The organism is Pelotomaculum sp. FP (assembly GCF_004369245.1).
GTDB lineage: Bacteria > Bacillota > Desulfotomaculia > Desulfotomaculales > Pelotomaculaceae > Pelotomaculum_C > Pelotomaculum_C schinkii.
Map to the genome: position 1 here is coordinate 1 of NZ_QFGB01000033.1, position 17182 is coordinate 17182.

General features: G+C 44.0%; 16 protein-coding genes. 6 read left to right on the forward strand and 10 right to left on the reverse strand.

The annotated features are described in order from the left end of the window. The first annotated feature begins 569 nt into the window (after positions 1–569). Together Psfp_RS13110 and Psfp_RS13115 are read left to right on the forward strand one after the other, a co-directional pair. A complete protein-coding gene (locus Psfp_RS13110; RefSeq protein WP_134218995.1) occupies positions 570–869 on the forward strand; it encodes a type II toxin-antitoxin system RelB/DinJ family antitoxin in 300 nt (99 codons plus the stop codon). A gap of 3 nt (positions 870–872) precedes the next feature. Continuing rightward, positions 873–1211 (forward strand): type II toxin-antitoxin system RelE/ParE family toxin, encoded by a 339-nt coding sequence (locus Psfp_RS13115; protein ID WP_134218996.1) that lies wholly within the window; start codon positions 873–875, stop codon positions 1209–1211. Between the two features lie 276 nt (positions 1212–1487). On the opposite strand, the gene Psfp_RS13120 is transcribed toward Psfp_RS13115, so the two are convergent. The 5 genes from Psfp_RS13120 to Psfp_RS13140 form a co-directional block, all read right to left on the reverse strand. Further along, positions 1488–1895: a hypothetical protein gene (locus Psfp_RS13120; RefSeq protein ID WP_134218997.1), complete on the reverse strand. Its 408-nt coding sequence runs from the start codon at positions 1893–1895 to the stop codon at positions 1488–1490. 316 nt (positions 1896–2211) lie between these two features. Then, entirely contained in the window at positions 2212–3840 is a 1629-nt protein-coding gene (locus tag Psfp_RS13125) for an ATP-binding protein (protein ID WP_134218998.1), read from the reverse strand. 62 nt (positions 3841–3902) lie between these two features. After that, the gene (locus Psfp_RS13130) at positions 3903–4034 is read right to left on the reverse strand and encodes a cyclic lactone autoinducer peptide (protein ID WP_134218999.1); all 132 of its coding nucleotides are present in this window, start codon (positions 4032–4034) and stop codon (positions 3903–3905) included. Continuing rightward, positions 4018–4674 (reverse strand): accessory gene regulator B family protein, encoded by a 657-nt coding sequence (locus Psfp_RS13135; protein ID WP_134219000.1) that lies wholly within the window; start codon positions 4672–4674, stop codon positions 4018–4020. Before Psfp_RS13135 ends, Psfp_RS13130 begins: the two co-directional genes overlap by 17 nt. Continuing rightward, a complete protein-coding gene (locus Psfp_RS13140) occupies positions 4671–5138 on the reverse strand; it encodes a hypothetical protein (RefSeq protein ID WP_134219001.1) in 468 nt (155 codons plus the stop codon). Before Psfp_RS13140 ends, Psfp_RS13135 begins: the two co-directional genes overlap by 4 nt. A 659-nt stretch (positions 5139–5797) precedes the next feature. On the opposite strand from Psfp_RS13140, the gene Psfp_RS22270 reads away from it, so the two are divergent. From Psfp_RS22270 to Psfp_RS13160, 4 genes are all read left to right on the forward strand, one after another. Further along, positions 5798–5962 carry an aldehyde dehydrogenase family protein gene (locus Psfp_RS22270; protein ID WP_348981146.1) on the forward strand — a complete coding sequence of 55 codons (165 nt, stop codon included), beginning with the start codon at positions 5798–5800 and terminating at the stop codon, positions 5960–5962. Positions 5963–6166: 204 nt separating this feature from the next. Next, positions 6167–6664 (forward strand): cation:proton antiporter regulatory subunit, encoded by a 498-nt coding sequence (locus Psfp_RS13150; protein WP_134219003.1) that lies wholly within the window; start codon positions 6167–6169, stop codon positions 6662–6664. 3 nt (positions 6665–6667) lie between these two features. Then, the gene (locus Psfp_RS13155) at positions 6668–7918 is read left to right on the forward strand and encodes a cation:proton antiporter (RefSeq protein WP_134219004.1); all 1251 of its coding nucleotides are present in this window, start codon (positions 6668–6670) and stop codon (positions 7916–7918) included. A 284-nt stretch (positions 7919–8202) separates the two neighbouring features. Continuing rightward, on the forward strand, positions 8203–9861 hold the full coding sequence (locus Psfp_RS13160; RefSeq protein WP_243120640.1) for a malonate decarboxylase subunit alpha: 1659 nt from the start codon (positions 8203–8205) through the stop codon (positions 9859–9861). Positions 9862–10083: 222 nt separating this feature from the next. Here Psfp_RS13160 and Psfp_RS13165 read toward each other — a convergent pair whose 3' ends face one another. The 5 genes from Psfp_RS13165 to Psfp_RS13185 form a co-directional block, all read right to left on the reverse strand. Next, positions 10084–11229, reverse strand: coding sequence for an acyl-CoA dehydrogenase family protein (locus Psfp_RS13165; RefSeq protein WP_134219006.1), 1146 nt, complete (start codon positions 11227–11229; stop codon positions 10084–10086). Between the two features lie 30 nt (positions 11230–11259). After that, the gene (locus Psfp_RS13170; RefSeq protein ID WP_134219007.1) at positions 11260–12396 is read right to left on the reverse strand and encodes an acyl-CoA dehydrogenase family protein; all 1137 of its coding nucleotides are present in this window, start codon (positions 12394–12396) and stop codon (positions 11260–11262) included. A 14-nt stretch (positions 12397–12410) separates the two neighbouring features. Then, complete coding sequence (locus tag Psfp_RS13175) at positions 12411–13391, reverse strand: integrase core domain-containing protein (RefSeq protein WP_192895423.1); 981 nt, start codon at positions 13389–13391, stop codon at positions 12411–12413. 335 nt (positions 13392–13726) lie between these two features. Then, positions 13727–14962: an OFA family MFS transporter gene (locus Psfp_RS13180; RefSeq protein WP_134219009.1), complete on the reverse strand. Its 1236-nt coding sequence runs from the start codon at positions 14960–14962 to the stop codon at positions 13727–13729. Between the two features lie 612 nt (positions 14963–15574). Then, the gene (locus Psfp_RS13185; protein ID WP_134219010.1) at positions 15575–17131 is read right to left on the reverse strand and encodes a malonate decarboxylase subunit alpha; all 1557 of its coding nucleotides are present in this window, start codon (positions 17129–17131) and stop codon (positions 15575–15577) included. Positions 17132–17182: the final 51 nt, after the last annotated feature.

Sequence of the window (17182 nt, forward strand, 5' to 3'; positions counted from 1 at the left end):
TCACGATCTGCTTCATTTGCATGCATTTTTCAGCTTCCCTAAGAGAAAAGAGCATCCTGATAAGCTCTTCTGCCCTCATGATGCTCTTTTGCCTTGCCGACTCTTTGCTTATCTTAATGACATTGCCCGGTAGGGGGGGTATTTTTTCACTTTAAAAAATGAGAACGAACTTTTATCCGTCTTGGGCGCCACTTAGGGCTTGTTTTCGGTACTTTTTTATTTCTTTTAACTACCAATTGGCCCGCAGTGTCGGGCATCCGGTTAAACCGGTTAAGTAAGCAGGAGAGCCATAAAGGCGCGGTTCAATAGGGAAACTTAATGAACCATACCCCAAACCGATACGGAAAAGCAGGAGAGAGGTGCTATCCCTTGCGGGACAACGCCTCTCTCTTATTATTATTTGCGAAGTTCTAAACCATTTATTACTTAATGCATATCGATTAAAGTTTCAATACTTAATGATAGAATATTCGAAACGTTGAAATTCGGAGTCAGAAATAAACTTGAATAATGTATTGCTAAACGTTATACAATAGAATATAATATTTAAAAAGAAAGGTGGTGGTATTATGGCTGCTAAAACAGCAAATGTCCTCGCTCGTGTCGAGCCAGAAATAAAGGAAAAAGCGGAAGCGATCATGTCAAAACTGGGGATTCCGGCTTCCGTTGTTATCAATATGCTCTACAAGCAAATTGTTATGACCAAAAGCATTCCGTTTTCCCTGTCGCTTCCCGCCGCTCCAATGGCACGGGATGAAATGGATGCAGATACGTTCAATACAATCATGCAGAATGGTTTGAATGAAGCAAAAGCCGACCATTCTCGTCCAGCTTCTGAGGTGTTCGCTGATTTGAGACGAGGATTATAGCTTATGGCAGACAATACGTATACGGTTAAAATCACTACACAGGCGGAGGAACAACTGCAGGAAATCGTAGATTACGTCGCTTCCGAATTAAAAGCACCAAAAGCTGCCCTGCGTCTGCTCAACGAAATGGAACGCTCGATTTCGTCACTTTCACAGTTCCCGCAGCGGGTTGCGTTGACCGAGGAAGAGCCGTGGCGCACCTGCGGCGTTCGCAAAATGCCTGTGAAAAACTTTCTTATTTATTTCTGGATTGACGAAGAAAATAGTAAAGTGCAGGTTACCGCTGTTATTTACGGCAAGCGTGACCAGCTAAAACAGCTTTCGAGGATGGAAATGGAGTAAAATACTGCAGATAAAAGGTTTTTATCATTAATAGGGCTTGGCCTCGTTTGAAGCTAAGCTCTTTTGCGCATATTTACATTAAATGCAGAGCAGATAATTATAGATACCATATTTACTTTTACCCATGGTTCAATAAAAAAACAAAAAGAAGTCCGCGAAAGGGTCTCCTTTATTTTTTGCAAAACAAAGGGGCTGTAACAAGGTTCTGCAGGATGCTCTAAAAGAGAGGCCAGGTGTATGGCACAGGCACAATGGATGTCGGTTGTGCTGCAACCTCTACCTCGCTTTATTGCTGAATTTTTTGTAGAACTTCTTAGTCAAATAGAGTGTTGCTTTTATCGCCAAAAACACGCTAAGTATAGCTATAAACCCCCATAGTCCTGAAACGATGTCGGCAAATTCCATGGCGCCTCTTCCGGTTATTTTTTGCTCAATTTCCAGTCCAAACACGACCACTATCAGGACCGTACAAGTATAAATGAAAGAAATAACTGAGATACTCCATCTGGTAACATACCTGAAAATTAGATCAGACAGTACAAAGATTGCTGTGCCAATAATCCCAACGAACCAGAAATGAAGGTCTTTATCTGTTAAACCGAAGCCCAGGAATCTAAAAATGTTTACTATAAAATCATGCAAGTAATTTATGACGTTAACCAAAATCAATAAAGCTTTTTCCAAGTTAGCGCACCCCGTAGAATCTATTTTAAGCTGGTAATACTACATTATACTATACCTGCCTTTTTAGATATGAAAATTTAGCAAAATTGCCGCCTTCCCGGCGGCAAAATTATTTCACCTGAATATTAGCTTACCTGGGCGTATATCCTGGAGGTATCTAGAGCTTTGAGTGACCAAGATTGCCCTGGCTATACGCCAGCGGAGCGCCCCAATTGAGTAGGTATATTGCGGATGCCGGTTCTGGGGAGCTCCCTGTAACCGGCGTTATGCATAGTTCCAGATTATGTAGAGAAAGCGAGAAATACGGAAACTGCGGCTAATCAGCTTCACAGGAGCCTTTAAACCTGACAAAAAATTGCGTACCGTCAGGACTTGTCTTAAATTCAATCCTGGAATTATGGCGTTCGGCAATGCTGTAGCAAACAGCCAAGCCTAGACCTGTGCCGGTTTCCTTTGTGGTATAAAACGGTGTTCCGATTTTTGACAGTATATCATCCGGGATCCCTTTACCCTGATCCTGAACTGCCAAAACAACTTCCCCCGCGTCCCGGTAGGTTTTTATCGTAATTGTACCCCGGTGTTCCATGGCTTCTATCCCGTTGCGCACAAGGTTAAAGATGATTTGCTTTATTTCCTTTTCATCAAGAGACATATCCGGAATTTCGGCCAACTCGAAGACAACGTTATAGTCGCTTTTAGTAGCATCGGCTTGCAGTAAAGGAGCAATCGAACGAATAATGCTGTTAAGGTTATGCATCTTTTTTTCTATCGCCTTATTTTTAGCCAGAGATAAAAATTCGGTTATAATCGAATTAGCCCGATCCAGTTCGTCCATCATCAGGGTGAAATATTCTTTGTCTGTAGAGTAAAGTTCTTTTTTCCCAAGCAGCTGTAAAAATCCCCTTACCGTTGTCATGGGGTTCCTGACCTCGTGGCCGATTGCCGCAGCCATTTCACCCACCAGGTTTAATCTGTCCAAACGGGCCATCTCCAGTTGCAAGCCCTTCTTTTCTGTAATATCCTCTGATATCTTCAGGAAATTGGTTGTCATCCCAGCGGCGTTTTTAAAAGGAGTAAAATACGTATGCTCCCAGAACGAATCGGAGTTTTTTTTCTTGATCAGCAGTTCACCGCTCCATTCTTTCCCTTCCCGTACTTCTTCATATATTTGCTCATAGAATTCAGCGGGTTCGCTGCCCAGGCGGCTGATATTGAAACCGGTTATGTCTTCACTTGCATATCCGGTAACCCGGGTGAACTGCGGATTGACAAATTCAATATTTCCATCTGTATCCGTTAATACAATGCTCGCCGGGCTCTGTTCCACAATGCGGGATAATTTAAAGGTCTGTTCCTCTGCAAACTTGCGCCTTTCGATTTCTCCCTGTAATTCGTCCAAATTTTCCTGCAGCCGCTTCCGGCTCTCCGCTTCAAGATTGGTGATGCTGCCGATAAACCAGCCCATCAAAAACGTTACGCTGATGAGAATAAGATTTTGCTCAAGTGCCTGTATAAGGGGTTTACGATCGAAAAACACGCTGCTCCAGGTCAGGAAGGCGGAACCCAAAAAAGCAATGAACAGGCCGCCGTTTTTACCCAGTACGGTGGCAGCCACAATAACAGGCAGCAGTATTGCCACCTGTTTTCCGTATGGGCCGTGCGGGACCTGCAGCAAGACAAATGCCGTAATGAGAATGGGAAACATAACATACGCTACTTTTATATATAGAATTTTCTTTTGATTTAACAATCTTTCCAAAAACCTATACAAAAAAGCTGCCACAACACCTATTGTTCCTGTAATAAGAGCAAGACTGTGACTAAAGGAAACGCTAAAGCCCTTGCCCAAAGAAAAGGAAACAAAAAAAATCAATATGCAGGCCATCTGAGCCCCGACAATATATTCAAAGACTTCCCACTCCCTGGTTTTTTTGATATCCGTCATAAAACCATTCCCCTTTATCCAGATACGATGAAAAGAGGTGGTTGCCCACCCCTTTTCATGTGCTATTTTCTGAGCGATTCAGGGACTTCAGGCTGGTACTGGATTGAACCGCAAGCGCTGGCGGAAGCTATCACGGCGAGGAATGTCATCACCGTTACCGCCAAAAAAAACAGCCTGTTAACCAAACCCTTCATTTTTTTCACCCCCTTTTCGCAAAATAAAGGTGCGATCAATCCAATGCAGCAAGCGATGTCCGGGCCCGGTCAGCATAAAACTGACCCAGAGAAGAGAAAGAGCGAGGCTTGCCCGTACCACTTGGGCGTGTTCCCAGACACTGTCGCGCAAAATAAGCGTGATTGCTGCCGCCAGCAAAAAGACCACCAGGGCATATCTCTTGAGTTTTTTGCGCCTGAGCGGGGAAACAACCGGCGCGGCGGGGTTGTCAACCGGAGCCAGTGTAACGAGCGCGGTAAAACCTGTTAGCAATGCAAGGAAAGAGATGATATCAATACCAGTTTGACTGTATTCGGAAAAAGACACGGCGCCCACAGACATGAGGGTGGTCGACGATATTGTTATTATAGCGCAGCGCCAGGGAGAATCGGAGTGCGCGCCGCCGGCGGTGTGGCGGAACAAAAATAAGGTGGCCAGGATGGCAATCGTGGCCGGTAAAATCCCCAGCAAAAAGCCGATCAGCAGTATAGCGGCGAGGTTTAGCAGGTTGATGATGATGATGTCGGCGGCATAGGCCAGGACCGTTTCTTTTTCCGGAGAAACGCCGGTTTTGGCGCGCAAGTAGCTTGCCCAGCGCCTGCTGACAGCCATGTAACTCATATTTTCCACATGCCCTCCCCGGGTTTTTTAAATTTTGCGTACAGGATCGCCAGTAGCATCAGAACTACGGCCTGGGGAAAGCCAATCATTTTCCACAGAACCCAATTGGCGTCCGGCAGGGTGCTGATATCTAAATTGAAAAAGCGTGAAAACAGGATGTTGTTTAAGGATTCAATTATTGCTAATATCGATTCACTGACAAAAGCAGCAATAAATGCGCTTGATAATTTTGCTTTGGTTGCTGTGCACGACAGCACAACCATGGAAAGGAGTAAGAACGCCGTGTGCACCCCAAAAGAAGCGCCGGCTGTCCTAATCAGATATATGGCGGTACAAACGACAGCCGCGGCGGGTATAACGAGCAGCCACCGGATCCGTACCCTTAAAATAGCCAACGCCAAGGCAAACGTGCCAGTTATTTCGGGAATCCCCTGCACCAGAAACCAAACAAATTGTGTGTCCATGGGTCTGCCTCACTCACAAGACTTCTTACTTAATTGTTTCGACAAAAAGCTGATATCACCTAGCAATATAACTTAAAATATTCAGACACATTTTGATAAATTTCGACATTATTCCGAGGATCATATACCCCCCATACGTTGATTGGTTTCTATACGTCTCTTGGGATTGTCCATACCATATTTCTATATAAAAATAAAAAAACCGGATTGGTTTATCCGGATCCCCAACAAAACACATTGTTTCATGGTGGAAATATCCGCCGGGGGATATTGGTTATCCCGCTCAGCCAGATGGAAAACCCCTCCATAGAGGGGGCAAAGTTTATTGTTTTTCCTCACTTGCTAATATTTTTATTGCCTCTGTTTCTTCAACTGTTTTAAGGCATTTTTTCAATTGATCGGTCTCAATTTCTCAGCAAATTATCACAACAATACTATCTTCGATTTCTATGCGGCAGTTGTATTCCTTTTCCTTCCCAATTACCACCGGTATATGCTCCCTCCTTTTTTTGAAATGAATTCCTGACTACCCTTGTCTTAAAATATACTATGACATACGATTGTAATTCATTAATAATTCCAAGAAAAAAGCTCCGGCCACAGAACCTGGAATAAAAACCGTCAAGCACAACAAGCCCCGCTCCGGAGAGCGAGGCGATATCCCGCAGAAGGACCGTTCCTGGAACCTACTATATGATGTTTCTACCTTCCGTACAGACCTTATGCCCTATGGCGGCTGGAAGGAAAGCGGCACAGGTAAAGAGGGGCCTCGTTATGCAATAGAGGAGATGACTGAAGAAAAAGTCGTTGTGATAACACTCTAGTGCCGGCATCAGCAAGAGTACACCCAAACGTCCCAGAACTACACGGCCACAGTGCCGGGGTTTTGCTTCTTATAATACTTCTTTATGATTACTTAACCAGTACATGACACAATATACAATACGAGTGCTTCAGCTATAATTTTATTGTATAATTTAAATACAACAAAATAAGAATAAAATACAATCATACCAACGGGGGATAGTATGGATTTAATTCGAGAGTCGGACCTTCCCGGAATCGGGCGAAAGTTTCAAATCAATACACGCAGTGGAGATAAGCTCGTTGTTGTTATTCACGATGACGGAAGGCGTGAAATCTTCCATTTTGATAACGATGACCCCGAAGAAAGCATATCAATGGTTACCCTTGATGACGCCGAGGCCCGCCGTGTGGCAGGTATTATCGGCGGCATGTCCTATATGCCGAGGGATTTGGAATCTGTTGACGTGTGTTTTGATGAAATGTTTATTGAATGGTACAAAGTTGAGCCTGGCGCCAAATCGGCTGGTATGACGATCGGCGGTTTGGGCATTCGCAAAAGAACAGGCGCCACTATTATTGCTATTGTGAAACGTGACCAGATCAAAATAATCAATCCCGGGCCGGAGCAAATAATCAGGGAAGGGGCAACCCTGGTGATATTGGGCGAGAGGGCAAAGGTAAAAGCCTGTAAACACTTAATCCAGCACGGGAGTCTTTAGGTAGTGGAGCAGCATTTGCTCTTTGAAGTTGGGCTGGCCCTGGGCATTATTGCGTTTGCCGGCCTATTGTCCTCCCGCTTGCGGTTTTCAATTGTACCGTTGTTAATACTGGCCGGGATGCTTGTTGGACCACAAACGCCACATTTTGGGGTTCTTGATTTTCGCTTCATAGATAGTGCTCCATTAATTGAATTCCTGGGACGTTTGGGTATACTCTTTCTTTTGTTTCACCTGGGACTCGAGTTCTCCGTCGGAAGGCTGGTAAAGGCGGGCCGTTCCATTATTCGGGGTGGAATTATTTACATGGCAATCAACCTGACCCTCGGATTGCTGTTGCCCTTTTTACTGGGATGGCCGTTTAAGGAAATCTTAATCGTGGCAGGGATTACAACAATCTCGTCAAGCGCCATCGTTGCCAAAATGGTTGTTGACTTAAAGCGTACGGTTAGGCCGGAGACAGAAATGATCCTTGGCCTTATGATGTTTCAGGATGTTTTTGTAGCTGTTTATCTTTCTGTTGTATCAGGCCTTGTCTTAACCGGGGCAACGTCTACCATGAATGTATTGGCTTCAGCAGGACTGGCGCTGGGATTTATAATTGGAATTGTCTTCCTGGGACGCAGACTTCTTTCAAAGTTAAACACCATATTAAATATTCCCTCTGATGAAGTATTTATGCTGGTGTTGTTTGCAATTCTTGTACTCATCGCCGGGTTCTCGGAAACCATCCATGTTGCAGAAGCTATCGGGGCCTTGTTGGTGGGCCTGGTACTTGGTGAGACTGAGCACCGGGAACGGATTGATAAGCTTGTGGTTCCCTTTCGAGACTTATTTGGGGCCATATTTTTCTTTAGTTTTGGGCTCAGCATCGATCCCCTTGCTCTTGGTGGAGCTGTCTTGCCTGCTTTAGCGGCTGTTGGCTTGACATTAACCGGCAACTTTGCCTCCGGGATGATCGCCGGCCGTATGTCTGGATATTCGCATATGGCCTCTACCAATGTAGGCTTGACCATAACATCGCGTGGTGAGTTCTCCATTATTTTAGCAAAACTCGCCATGGCCGGAGGTCTGTTGCCTATCCTGCAGCCTTTTGCGGCTCTTTATGTCCTTATTTTAGCAGTGCTGGGACCTTTGTTGACCAAGGAATCCAGGTGGATCTACACCAGACTGAGCCGAATATTCAGATGGCCGGCATTAAAAGGCAAAGAAAAACCAAAGCAGAAACAAAAGAAAGCAGTCGCAGAAAGTTCCTGACAAATAAAGGGATCCTCTCATATATTTAAGTCTTGGAGACACACTGCCCCCTCCCTTCCCTTCAGCTGCAGTTTGGGCTGCGGCTTACTTCCATACTATGAGACCGTCTCCAACCGTGGCAGCATTGTATGAACAGGTGCGACTGCCTGTCACGTACAGAAAGGACGACTGAATCGTGAATAGAGTATGCTTTTAGCCAGGATATAATTGCATTAGCTAAAAGAGGGGCAGCTGTCAGTTGCAGTTTTGGGCTAGCAAAAAGACGGCGTATTTCAGGGAAATGATTGTGGCAAATTTCACAAGTTACTATAGCCTATATTAAGATATGTAATAATACTACAAAAGATGGTACAATAAAACCGAAAATGTTAAGGGGTGATAGTATGGCTCAAATAATAACTGCAAAAGAAGCTGCAAATCTGATTAATGACGGGGATGTAATAGTTACAGGAGTCGATGGTCTTACCGGATGGCCTCAGGAAATCGTGGATGCTATAGAGGAACGTTTTTTACGTGAAGGACATCCAAAGAACATTACCTCTATCAGAGCATCCGGAGGAGGTAATTTTACTTCACCGACTGCAGAATCTCAATATTTGCATGAAGGAATGATGACGAAAAGTATTTCATCATTCGTAAGTGTATGTCCGGATCTTGCAAAGAAAATAACTGATAATAAAATTATGGGCTGGATGCTGCCGCTTGGAGTTTTTTATCAGATGTACCGGGAGATCGGCAGAGGCATGAATGGCGCCATGTCAAAGGTTGGACTTGGCACATTTATGGATCCGAGAAATGACGGCGGTAAATTAAATCAACTCACAATGGATAAAGGTGAAGATCTCGTTAAATATGTTCCTGATTTTATGGGTGAAGAATACCTTTACTATACGCTTCCCAAATTAAATATAGGTCTCATGCGAGCTACGACAGCTGATAAACACGGAAATATAAGCTGTGAAAAGGAGCCTATAAATATTGGACTGCTTTCGCAGGCACAGGCGGTAAAAGCAAACGGTGGAAAAGTAATATGTCAGGTAGAAAAAATAGTCGAAGTCAATGAAATACATCCCCGCATGGTAAAGGTTCCGGGCATATATATTGATTATATTGTGGTTGCGGAAAAGCCTGGCGAAATTATGCAGAACTGGATCAGAAGCAATAAAGAAGGATATAATCCAGCATTCACAGGTGAAGCAATTGCCGAATTGGAAGAAATTAAGCCAATGCCGTTAAACGATGTGAAAGTTATGTGCAGAAGAGCTATAAAGGAATTTAAACCTGGATACATAATAAATTTCGGAATTGGCATGCCAACATCTATCCCAAATGTCCTGAATGAAATGGGGCAAAGCGATATGGTTACAATGATTACCGAAACGGGATGCATAGGAGGAGTCCCTGCCCTGGGAAAGGACTTCGGATGCAGCTGGAATGTAGAAGCTTTATGTGATCATGGTGATCATTTCAGCTTATTTGACGGAGGAAACCTCGACGCGGGAATTTTTGGATTGAGCGAGGTCGATGAAAAAGGTAATGTAAACACGAGCCATCTAAATGGAAAAATTGGCGGGGTAGGCGGATTTGCTAATATTTCTTTGTCATCAAAGCATCTGATCTTTATAGGCACATTTACAGCTGTTGGGATAAAAACCAAAGTTGAAAATGGCAAAATGATAATTGTAAATGAAGGGAAATTCAAAAAGTTTATCAAAAAATGTGATAAGACAACTTTTGTTGCCGAGGAATCGCTGAAAAAAGGCAACGATATTGTATTTATTACAGAAAGATGCGTAATAAGACGGGATAAACGAGGCATGGTTCTTGAAGAGGTTGCTCCCGGTATAGACATTCAAACACAGATACTTGACCAGTGTGAGTTTAAATTAATAATACCTGACGGCGGTCCTAAACTGATGGCTCCTGAACTATTCAAGGAATAGCGTTATCTTTCAGTAGCCCTTTCTTTCTAAGGTTTATCGATGATATCTTTTTCTAGGTATTTTAAACTCCCGGTTGATGAAGAATAAAACATCATCCGGGAGTTTACATATTTTACGGGGCAGCTTACAAAGTTATTACATAGATTAAAAAGATTATGCTATAGACAAGAATAATTATATTCAAATACTAAAGGCTTTGGATACAACAATAGAAGATGAAGACTAACGCAACAACTTTTCAGCTATAATTTGTTGTGGATATTCACTGATACTTTCGAAAAGCATTGTACCTTTTACATCGCGTAACAGCCTTTCAAGAATCATTTCTCTGCCGTAGCCATAGCCTCCATGAATTTGTACCGCTGTATTGCAGACGCCAACACCTGCCTTACCGGTAAGCATCCTGGCTATGGCTGCTGCGACAGTAAAAGGCTTACCCTGCATAATCAAATAAGCAGCCTGATAAGTCACTACACGGGCCATATGCACATTGCCCGCCATGCCCGCCAACATCCATTGTATAGCTTGTAAATTAGCAATCGGGCTTCCAAATTGCACGCGTTCTTTTGCGTATCTGACTGATGCATCAAGCGCTGTCTGGCTGATGCCCACAGCTTGCGCAGCAGCTGAAACACCTGCACATGCCTGGGTCTCAATTAGAATTTCATAGCCCTGGTTTTCAGTGCCCAGCAGGTTTTCTTTAGGAACGTGCGCATTTTCAAAAACCATTTCAGTAGTCGGCAACCCGCATAGGCCCATTTTGGGAATGTGCCTGCCGACACAGAGACATGGAGCAGCAGCATCGACGATAAAGGCACTCAGCCCCTCCAGGTCTGTTGCAGAATCTTTTTGAGTGAGAGCAAAAACTATGTATACGTCGGCAACGCCGCCATTATATACGAAGTACTTCTTCCCGTTCAGTACGTAGTGATTTCCATCCAAAATCGCTACAACTTTATCCGGACCTGATGCAGGTGCGGCGCCGGGTTCGGCTAACGCAAAACCACCCAGTTTTTCCCCTGTGCACATAGCAGACAAATATTTTTCTTTCTGTTCTTCGGAACCCCACTTATAAATAGGATAAGCAGCCAGCGAGCAATGGGTCGCCACAATAGCAGCGGTTGAGGCACATGAACGGGATATCTCTTCCAGCATCAGAATGTAGCTTATGAAATCTGCTCCGGCGCCCCCATATTCCACAGGATAAAACAACCCTAAAAAGCCAAGCTCCGCCATGGCTTTTATTGCCGCAGCCGGATAACGGGATTTACGATCCGTTTCAACAGCATGGGGTTCCAGTTGTTCCCTGCCAAAATCGCGGGCAATTTGCTGGATCAATTGTTGTTCTTGGGTTAAATAGAAATCCAAAAGTGCTCCTCCTACTCTAATAGACTTGGATTATCGTTTATCTAGGACTGCTTTAGAAATAACGATTCTCTGGATCTGGTTGGTACCTTCGTAAATGGGCAGGATTCTGACATCACGCCAAACCTTTTCAATATATGCATCCTTGGTATACCCGTACGCTCCCATGATTTCCATGGCATCTGTCGCTGCTTGCACAGCCACATCGGTACAAAATAATTTGGCCATAGCGGAGTATTTCGAATAGGGCTGCTGGGAGTCTTTTAATTCTGCACCGCGGTAAACAAGTTGTCTTCCAGCTTCTATTGCAGTGGCCATCTCCGCTATCTTAAAGTCGACAGACTGATGAGCAGACAGCAGCTTACCGCTATCCACGCGCTTTTTTATATAATCCACGCATTCATCCAAGGCCCTTTGAGCGACTCCGACAGCCTGCGCAGCTACCATTAACCGGCCTGCGTCCAGCGACATCATGGCTAATTTCATCCCGTCACCTTCGTTGCCGAGCAAATGCCATGCAGGTATTCTAACATTTTCCAATATCAGTTCCACTGTATTGGAAGCGTGTATTCCCATTTTATCTTCCACTTTACCGATACTGAGTCCGGGACGATCCCGCTCTACAATAAAGGCGCTCATACCCTTAGAGCCCTTGCTTTTATCCGTTGACGCAAATAAGACATAGGTAGCCGCAACCCCGCCTTGTGTAATAAAACACTTGGTCCCGTTAAGGATATACTCGTCCCCGTCTCTTTTGGCAGTTGTTGAGATAGCACCCACATCCGACCCGGCTTTCGGTTCAGTGAGGGCGAAAGCGCCATAATTACCTGCCAACAGGGGAGCAAAATGTTTTTTCTGCTGTTCCGGCGTTCCGGCCAATAAGACCGGATAGGAACACAGGTTGTTGGCGCCAAAAGCAGTAGCAACGCCAAGTTCAGCGTAGCCAAGTTCTTCCATAACTATAGTACAGGTAACAGTATCAAGTTCGGGACCGCCAGTTTCTTTTGGCGCAACCAGGCACGCCAATCCGGCATCCGCCCATGCCTTGAAAACAGATGACGGAAGTACCCCTGTAACATCGCACTCTTTGGAAATGGGATCAATGTATGCTTTAATAAAAGCGCGTACTTTTTTTTGCAGTTTCAGTTGTTCTGGTGTAAAATTACACATCTGTTTACCATCCTTCATTCTTTTTCATTTGCATAGCAGGTTCTCGCAATACGAGAAGCAGAATTTCCGCTCATCAGGGCCATATATTTATTTATCGTATCAACAGGACATTGACCCAGGTTCCGGTAACCCCTGTGAGGTCGTTCAGTATTATAGTAAACCAACCAATTATCAAAATCAGCCTGCAAGTTTTTAATATCTTTGTAGCTTCCCTTTAGTATTTTTTGAAAAAACTCTTTCAAAGCCGTCTTTTTAAAACGCTCTAAAAAGCCGTTCGTTTGCCCATGACCGCTCTTCTTGTTGCTCCTATGCTCTTTGTTATTCTTATGTTCGATGTTATTGAGCGCCAGATATAATTCAAAAGGGTGTGTTTCCCTACCACAATACTCTCTTCCGCTGTCCGTCAGGATTGTATCTACAGCCAGACCCTTTTCCCTGTAAAAGGGAATTACCTCATTGTGCAGCACAGCAACCGCATATTCCGGTACTTTAAAGCTATGGAGGAAGCCAAAAGCATAACTACCGTAGGTATCCACCACAGCCTGCAAATAGATCTTTCCCATCCTATAAGTACCGAGATGAATAGTATCCTGAGCCAGGACTTCACCAGGCCGGCTGCTTTCGTTATTACGTTCTGTGAAGCATGGATTTGTTTGTTCTATAATTGCTCTCTGTTTATCTGTAAGTACAATATTTTCCCGGATAGCTTTCTCCTCAAGTTTTAAAATACGATCGTATCCGCACGTCATACCATTTTTATTAAAGACACTTTGGATGGCGGCAGGACTAACGCTAAACCCTTGTAATGCGAACATGTTGCTTAACATCAAGTTACCACAACTAGGATTTTCATAACTTAAAGCTAATATCATTTCGTCAGTGACTTGTGGTGTGATGCTATTATTAATATCTTCAATTGGCTGAAGATCCTTAAGTCCTTCAAATCCATACTCCTGAAATATTCTTTTATAATCACTTAATTGCGTTATAGTCATCTTGCGGTTCCGGTGAATTGATCTTATGTTTCCGAAAGTCTGCTCCAGCTCCATTACACTTAAATGACGATTTGCATACTTCGTGTCCATTTTAAGTTCCTTTCTATTTCTACCAGTTTCAATACAAACTCTTCAGAAAGCTATTCATTTTCCTTTTACTTTTATAATAAAATGATAGTCATTTATCATAACAGATGAAGCCGGCATGGTATAAGCCCAGGCCGGCTTCAAATCCAGTCCCAAAGCTACCAGGCGACTATTTTTAAAATGATTCATATCCGGATCATTTTTCAAAAGTGGCCCAGCACCTTAAAGACCCTGCGCTGCAATGACTGCTAGCCAGCTATAGTGTTGGCCTCCCGGGCTTTTATATTTCTGTAACGGACATATTGGGTTAAGAGAATAGCGATAGTACTAATAACGGCTGCAATAATAAAAGCCTGTGTGTATCCGCCGCTTGCTATTTTAATCTTGGCGGCCGTGATAGGGCCAAAATACGCGGCTAAAGCGAAACCGCAGAACATTATTCCATAGTTGACACCGTTGTTTTTTGGTCCAAATGTATCTGCCGTAAGAGCAGGGAAAATACCCATTAGACCGCCGAAACAAAAGCCTACCGCCATAACTACCAACATGAAAGGTGCAAAGGTATTCACAGTTGACAATAAAAACATACTAAGGGCTAGTATAATATACATTGCTGTTAGCGAAGCATAGCGGCCGGCGATATCGGAAACCCAACCCCAGAAAATCCGTCCTGCCATATTTGCCAAAGCCAACAGGCTTACAGCGAAAGCTGCTGTGGCCGGTGTCACTTTGATGACTTCCTGCGCGATTGGAGAGGCTTGACTGACGATCATTAAACCTGAAAAAGCACCGGCCATAAGCATGAGCATTAAAACGTAGAAAGTAGGGTCCAGCAACATCTGAGGCCAATTCTTATCCACACCCGACACTGCCGACCCGGCCGCAGGCGCCGGAGGATTCCAGCCTGCCGGCTTGTACCCCGCAGGTGCTGTCATCACAAAGAACGAACTCACTAAAACGACAACTAAAAAAACTATTCCAAGTACCTTAAAAGCGTTCAGAACACCAGAGCTGGCTATTAAGGCGTTGGCAATTGGGCCGAGAAGAACAGCCGACAAACCGTAGGCGGCTGTAACGATACCAGCTACCAGCCCCCTTTTATCAGGGAAAAACTTGACGGTATTGGCTATAGTACAGCTATAGACTGTACCAACTCCCAGTCCGGCAAAAATACCATAAAATACATACAACGTGGTTATAGAGCTAGAATATCCGCTACCAATCCATCCGATTCCAAAAAGTAGCCCTCCCACAAAGATAACCCACTTCGGTCCGAATTTGTCCTGGAGCCTTCCCCCCAACACCATAGGAATTGGTGAAATCGAGTTTGCAATAGTGAATGCCATTGCCGCAGCTGCTCCAGTAATGCCTAACAAAGCAGCCACTGGTTTGGCAAAAACACTCCATGCGTAAATCGAACCGACACATAGATTAATAAGGCAACTGGCAATTAAAACAAGCCATCTTTTAGAGTCTAAGTTCATGACAAATACCTCCTAATTAATTTTTGTCATTCCTGAAGTTCCTCATTTCGCAAGCTTTATTTTGCTGAATATACAGCAGATATAAATCCTTACTAACCTAGCATAAGAATGTCGGTACGCTTCTCTATGAATTCAGATCTTTTCCTTGCTTGATGTAGGAACCTCCGGCCTGTATTGCATAAACCTATTAAGGTATTTTTGGATTCTAGATTCTTATCACAAGCACGCAACACAGGCCGGCGTCCCACCTAATTTAATTTGATACGACATAAGAATGCTTGCTTACAAACTTTCTTATATAATAATGTGTCACATCATCAACAATTACCAGCATATTCACTCCAACTCTTATTACATAAATTACTATGAAATGGTAACTTGTATTTTCAAACAAAAAAGATTATAATGTTGAAAGTCTTGTATTACGTTTGTACTGGTTATAAATATTGCTTTTCGACGGGGAATATTTATATCAGTACTTTTTTTTGTACCGTTTTAGTTGATTCATTTCGCTACAGGATTCCCGCAAGATCAAAGATAGTCCCTTTTCAATAATATTTATTTCAGTCGTTATCTAACTAAATGTTATCATTTTTTACCGTCTTTACATTTTTAGTCTTTTTTTACGATATCTTTTAATCTACCCCATACCGGCTGGAAAATCCCCTCGTCCATAAGCTTCAAATCAGGTGAGATGATTGGTTTAAAGTCCATAAGGGCCAGGATATCTTTTTCTAAATCCACACCAGGAGCGATCTCTGTTAAGACCATTCCTTCTTTTGTAAGTTCAAAAACGGCTCTTTCTGTAATGAAAAGAGTAGGCTTGTTAATTGAGACCGCATATTTGCCGCTGTAGGAAATCTGCCCAACCTGGTCCAGGAATTTTTTCTGTCTACCCTCTTTGATAATGGCTAATTTACCGTCTTTCACCTCGAGTTGCAGCCCGCCTGCGGTAAAGGTGCCGCAAAAAACCGCCTTTTTGCAGTTCGTGGTTATGTTAATAAAACCACCGACACCCATAACCTTTCCGCCAAACTTGCTCGCGTTGACGTTACCATCTTTATCCGTTTCCGCCAGCCCGAAAAAGGCCAAATCAACACCGACGCCGTCAAACCAGCTTTGATGGAAATTATGATCAACCGTAGCTTCAGGATTCCAGTGGTGTCCGAAATCTCCGCCGACTCCCGGCAAGCCGCCGATATTTCCCAACTCGGAAATCGGTATCATAATATCCCCGACACCTTCTTCAGTAGCTACGTTGGCGATACCTTGCGGAATACCGATACCTAAGTTAACAGGACCCGGCGCCAGTTCCATAGCTGAACGACGGCAGATGACTTTGCGCTCGTCCAATGGAAGCGGGGGAACGCTACCCAGGGGTACCCTTGCATCGCCTGAAAATGAAGGATTATATACAGTAACCATGCTTTGCCATTGCGGCTTTTGAGCAACCACAATATAGTCAACCAAAACACCCGGTACTTTTACACGCTTGGGATGCAATGTTCCAGCTTTAACCAATGTTTCCACCTGCACTATGACAATGCCTCCCGAAGCTTTTACCGCCTGTGCTACCGGCAGATTATCCAAACTTTTGCCTTCTTTATCAATCGTGAAATTGCCGTTTTCATCTGCTACAGTACCCCTCAAGAGCGCTACATCAATAGGGAAGGAAGGGTAAAACATCCACTCCTCCCCTTCAAATTCAACTACTTTAAGGATATCTTCCGTGGTAATATCATTAACCTTGCCGCCTTCAATACGCGGGTCAATAAAGGTCCCCAACCCAACTTTTGACAACACGCCGGGTCCTTTTCTGCCAATTTCAAGATACAATTGGGCAATGACTCCTTGCGGGAGGAAATAACACTCTGCTTTGTTCTCTTCCACCAGGCGGGCCATGCGCGGTGATGAACCAACATGCGCTACGATCAATCTCTTAATCAGACCCTCTTCGGCCATGGCACATTCGCCTCTGCCTTTCCAGTCACCGGCTCCAGGTCCATGCACCTGGGTAATGCCTTTGGGATGCCCGGTATTCCTAAATCTTTCTCCGATGGCTAAGCCTACCTCTTCCGGCCACCCGGCAAGTCCAGACACAGCATATGCTACAGTTGCGCCGTCCTTAATAAGTTCCGCCGCTTGCGCTGCCGTAATCACTTTCGCCATACTCTTCATTCTCCTTTTTGGATTATTTTCGTTAACCTATGTTAACATTGC

Coding starts and splice junctions, on each gene's coding strand:
- Psfp_RS13110 (WP_134218995.1), top strand. CDS start 570: ATGGCTGCTAAAACAGCAAATGTCCTCGCTCGTGTCGAGCCAGAAATA.
- Psfp_RS13115 (WP_134218996.1), top strand. CDS start 873: ATGGCAGACAATACGTATACGGTTAAAATCACTACACAGGCGGAGGAA.
- Psfp_RS13125 (WP_134218998.1), bottom strand. CDS start 3,840: ATGACGGATATCAAAAAAACCAGGGAGTGGGAAGTCTTTGAATATATT.
- Psfp_RS13130 (WP_134218999.1), bottom strand. CDS start 4,034: ATGAAGGGTTTGGTTAACAGGCTGTTTTTTTTGGCGGTAACGGTGATG.
- Psfp_RS13135 (WP_134219000.1), bottom strand. CDS start 4,674: ATGAGTTACATGGCTGTCAGCAGGCGCTGGGCAAGCTACTTGCGCGCC.
- Psfp_RS13140 (WP_134219001.1), bottom strand. CDS start 5,138: ATGGACACACAATTTGTTTGGTTTCTGGTGCAGGGGATTCCCGAAATA.
- Psfp_RS13150 (WP_134219003.1), top strand. CDS start 6,167: ATGGATTTAATTCGAGAGTCGGACCTTCCCGGAATCGGGCGAAAGTTT.
- Psfp_RS13170 (WP_134219007.1), bottom strand. CDS start 12,396: ATGTGTAATTTTACACCAGAACAACTGAAACTGCAAAAAAAAGTACGC.
- Psfp_RS13175 (WP_192895423.1), bottom strand. CDS start 13,391: ATGACTATAACGCAATTAAGTGATTATAAAAGAATATTTCAGGAGTAT.
- Psfp_RS13180 (WP_134219009.1), bottom strand. CDS start 14,962: ATGAACTTAGACTCTAAAAGATGGCTTGTTTTAATTGCCAGTTGCCTT.
- Psfp_RS13185 (WP_134219010.1), bottom strand. CDS start 17,131: ATGGCGAAAGTGATTACGGCAGCGCAAGCGGCGGAACTTATTAAGGAC.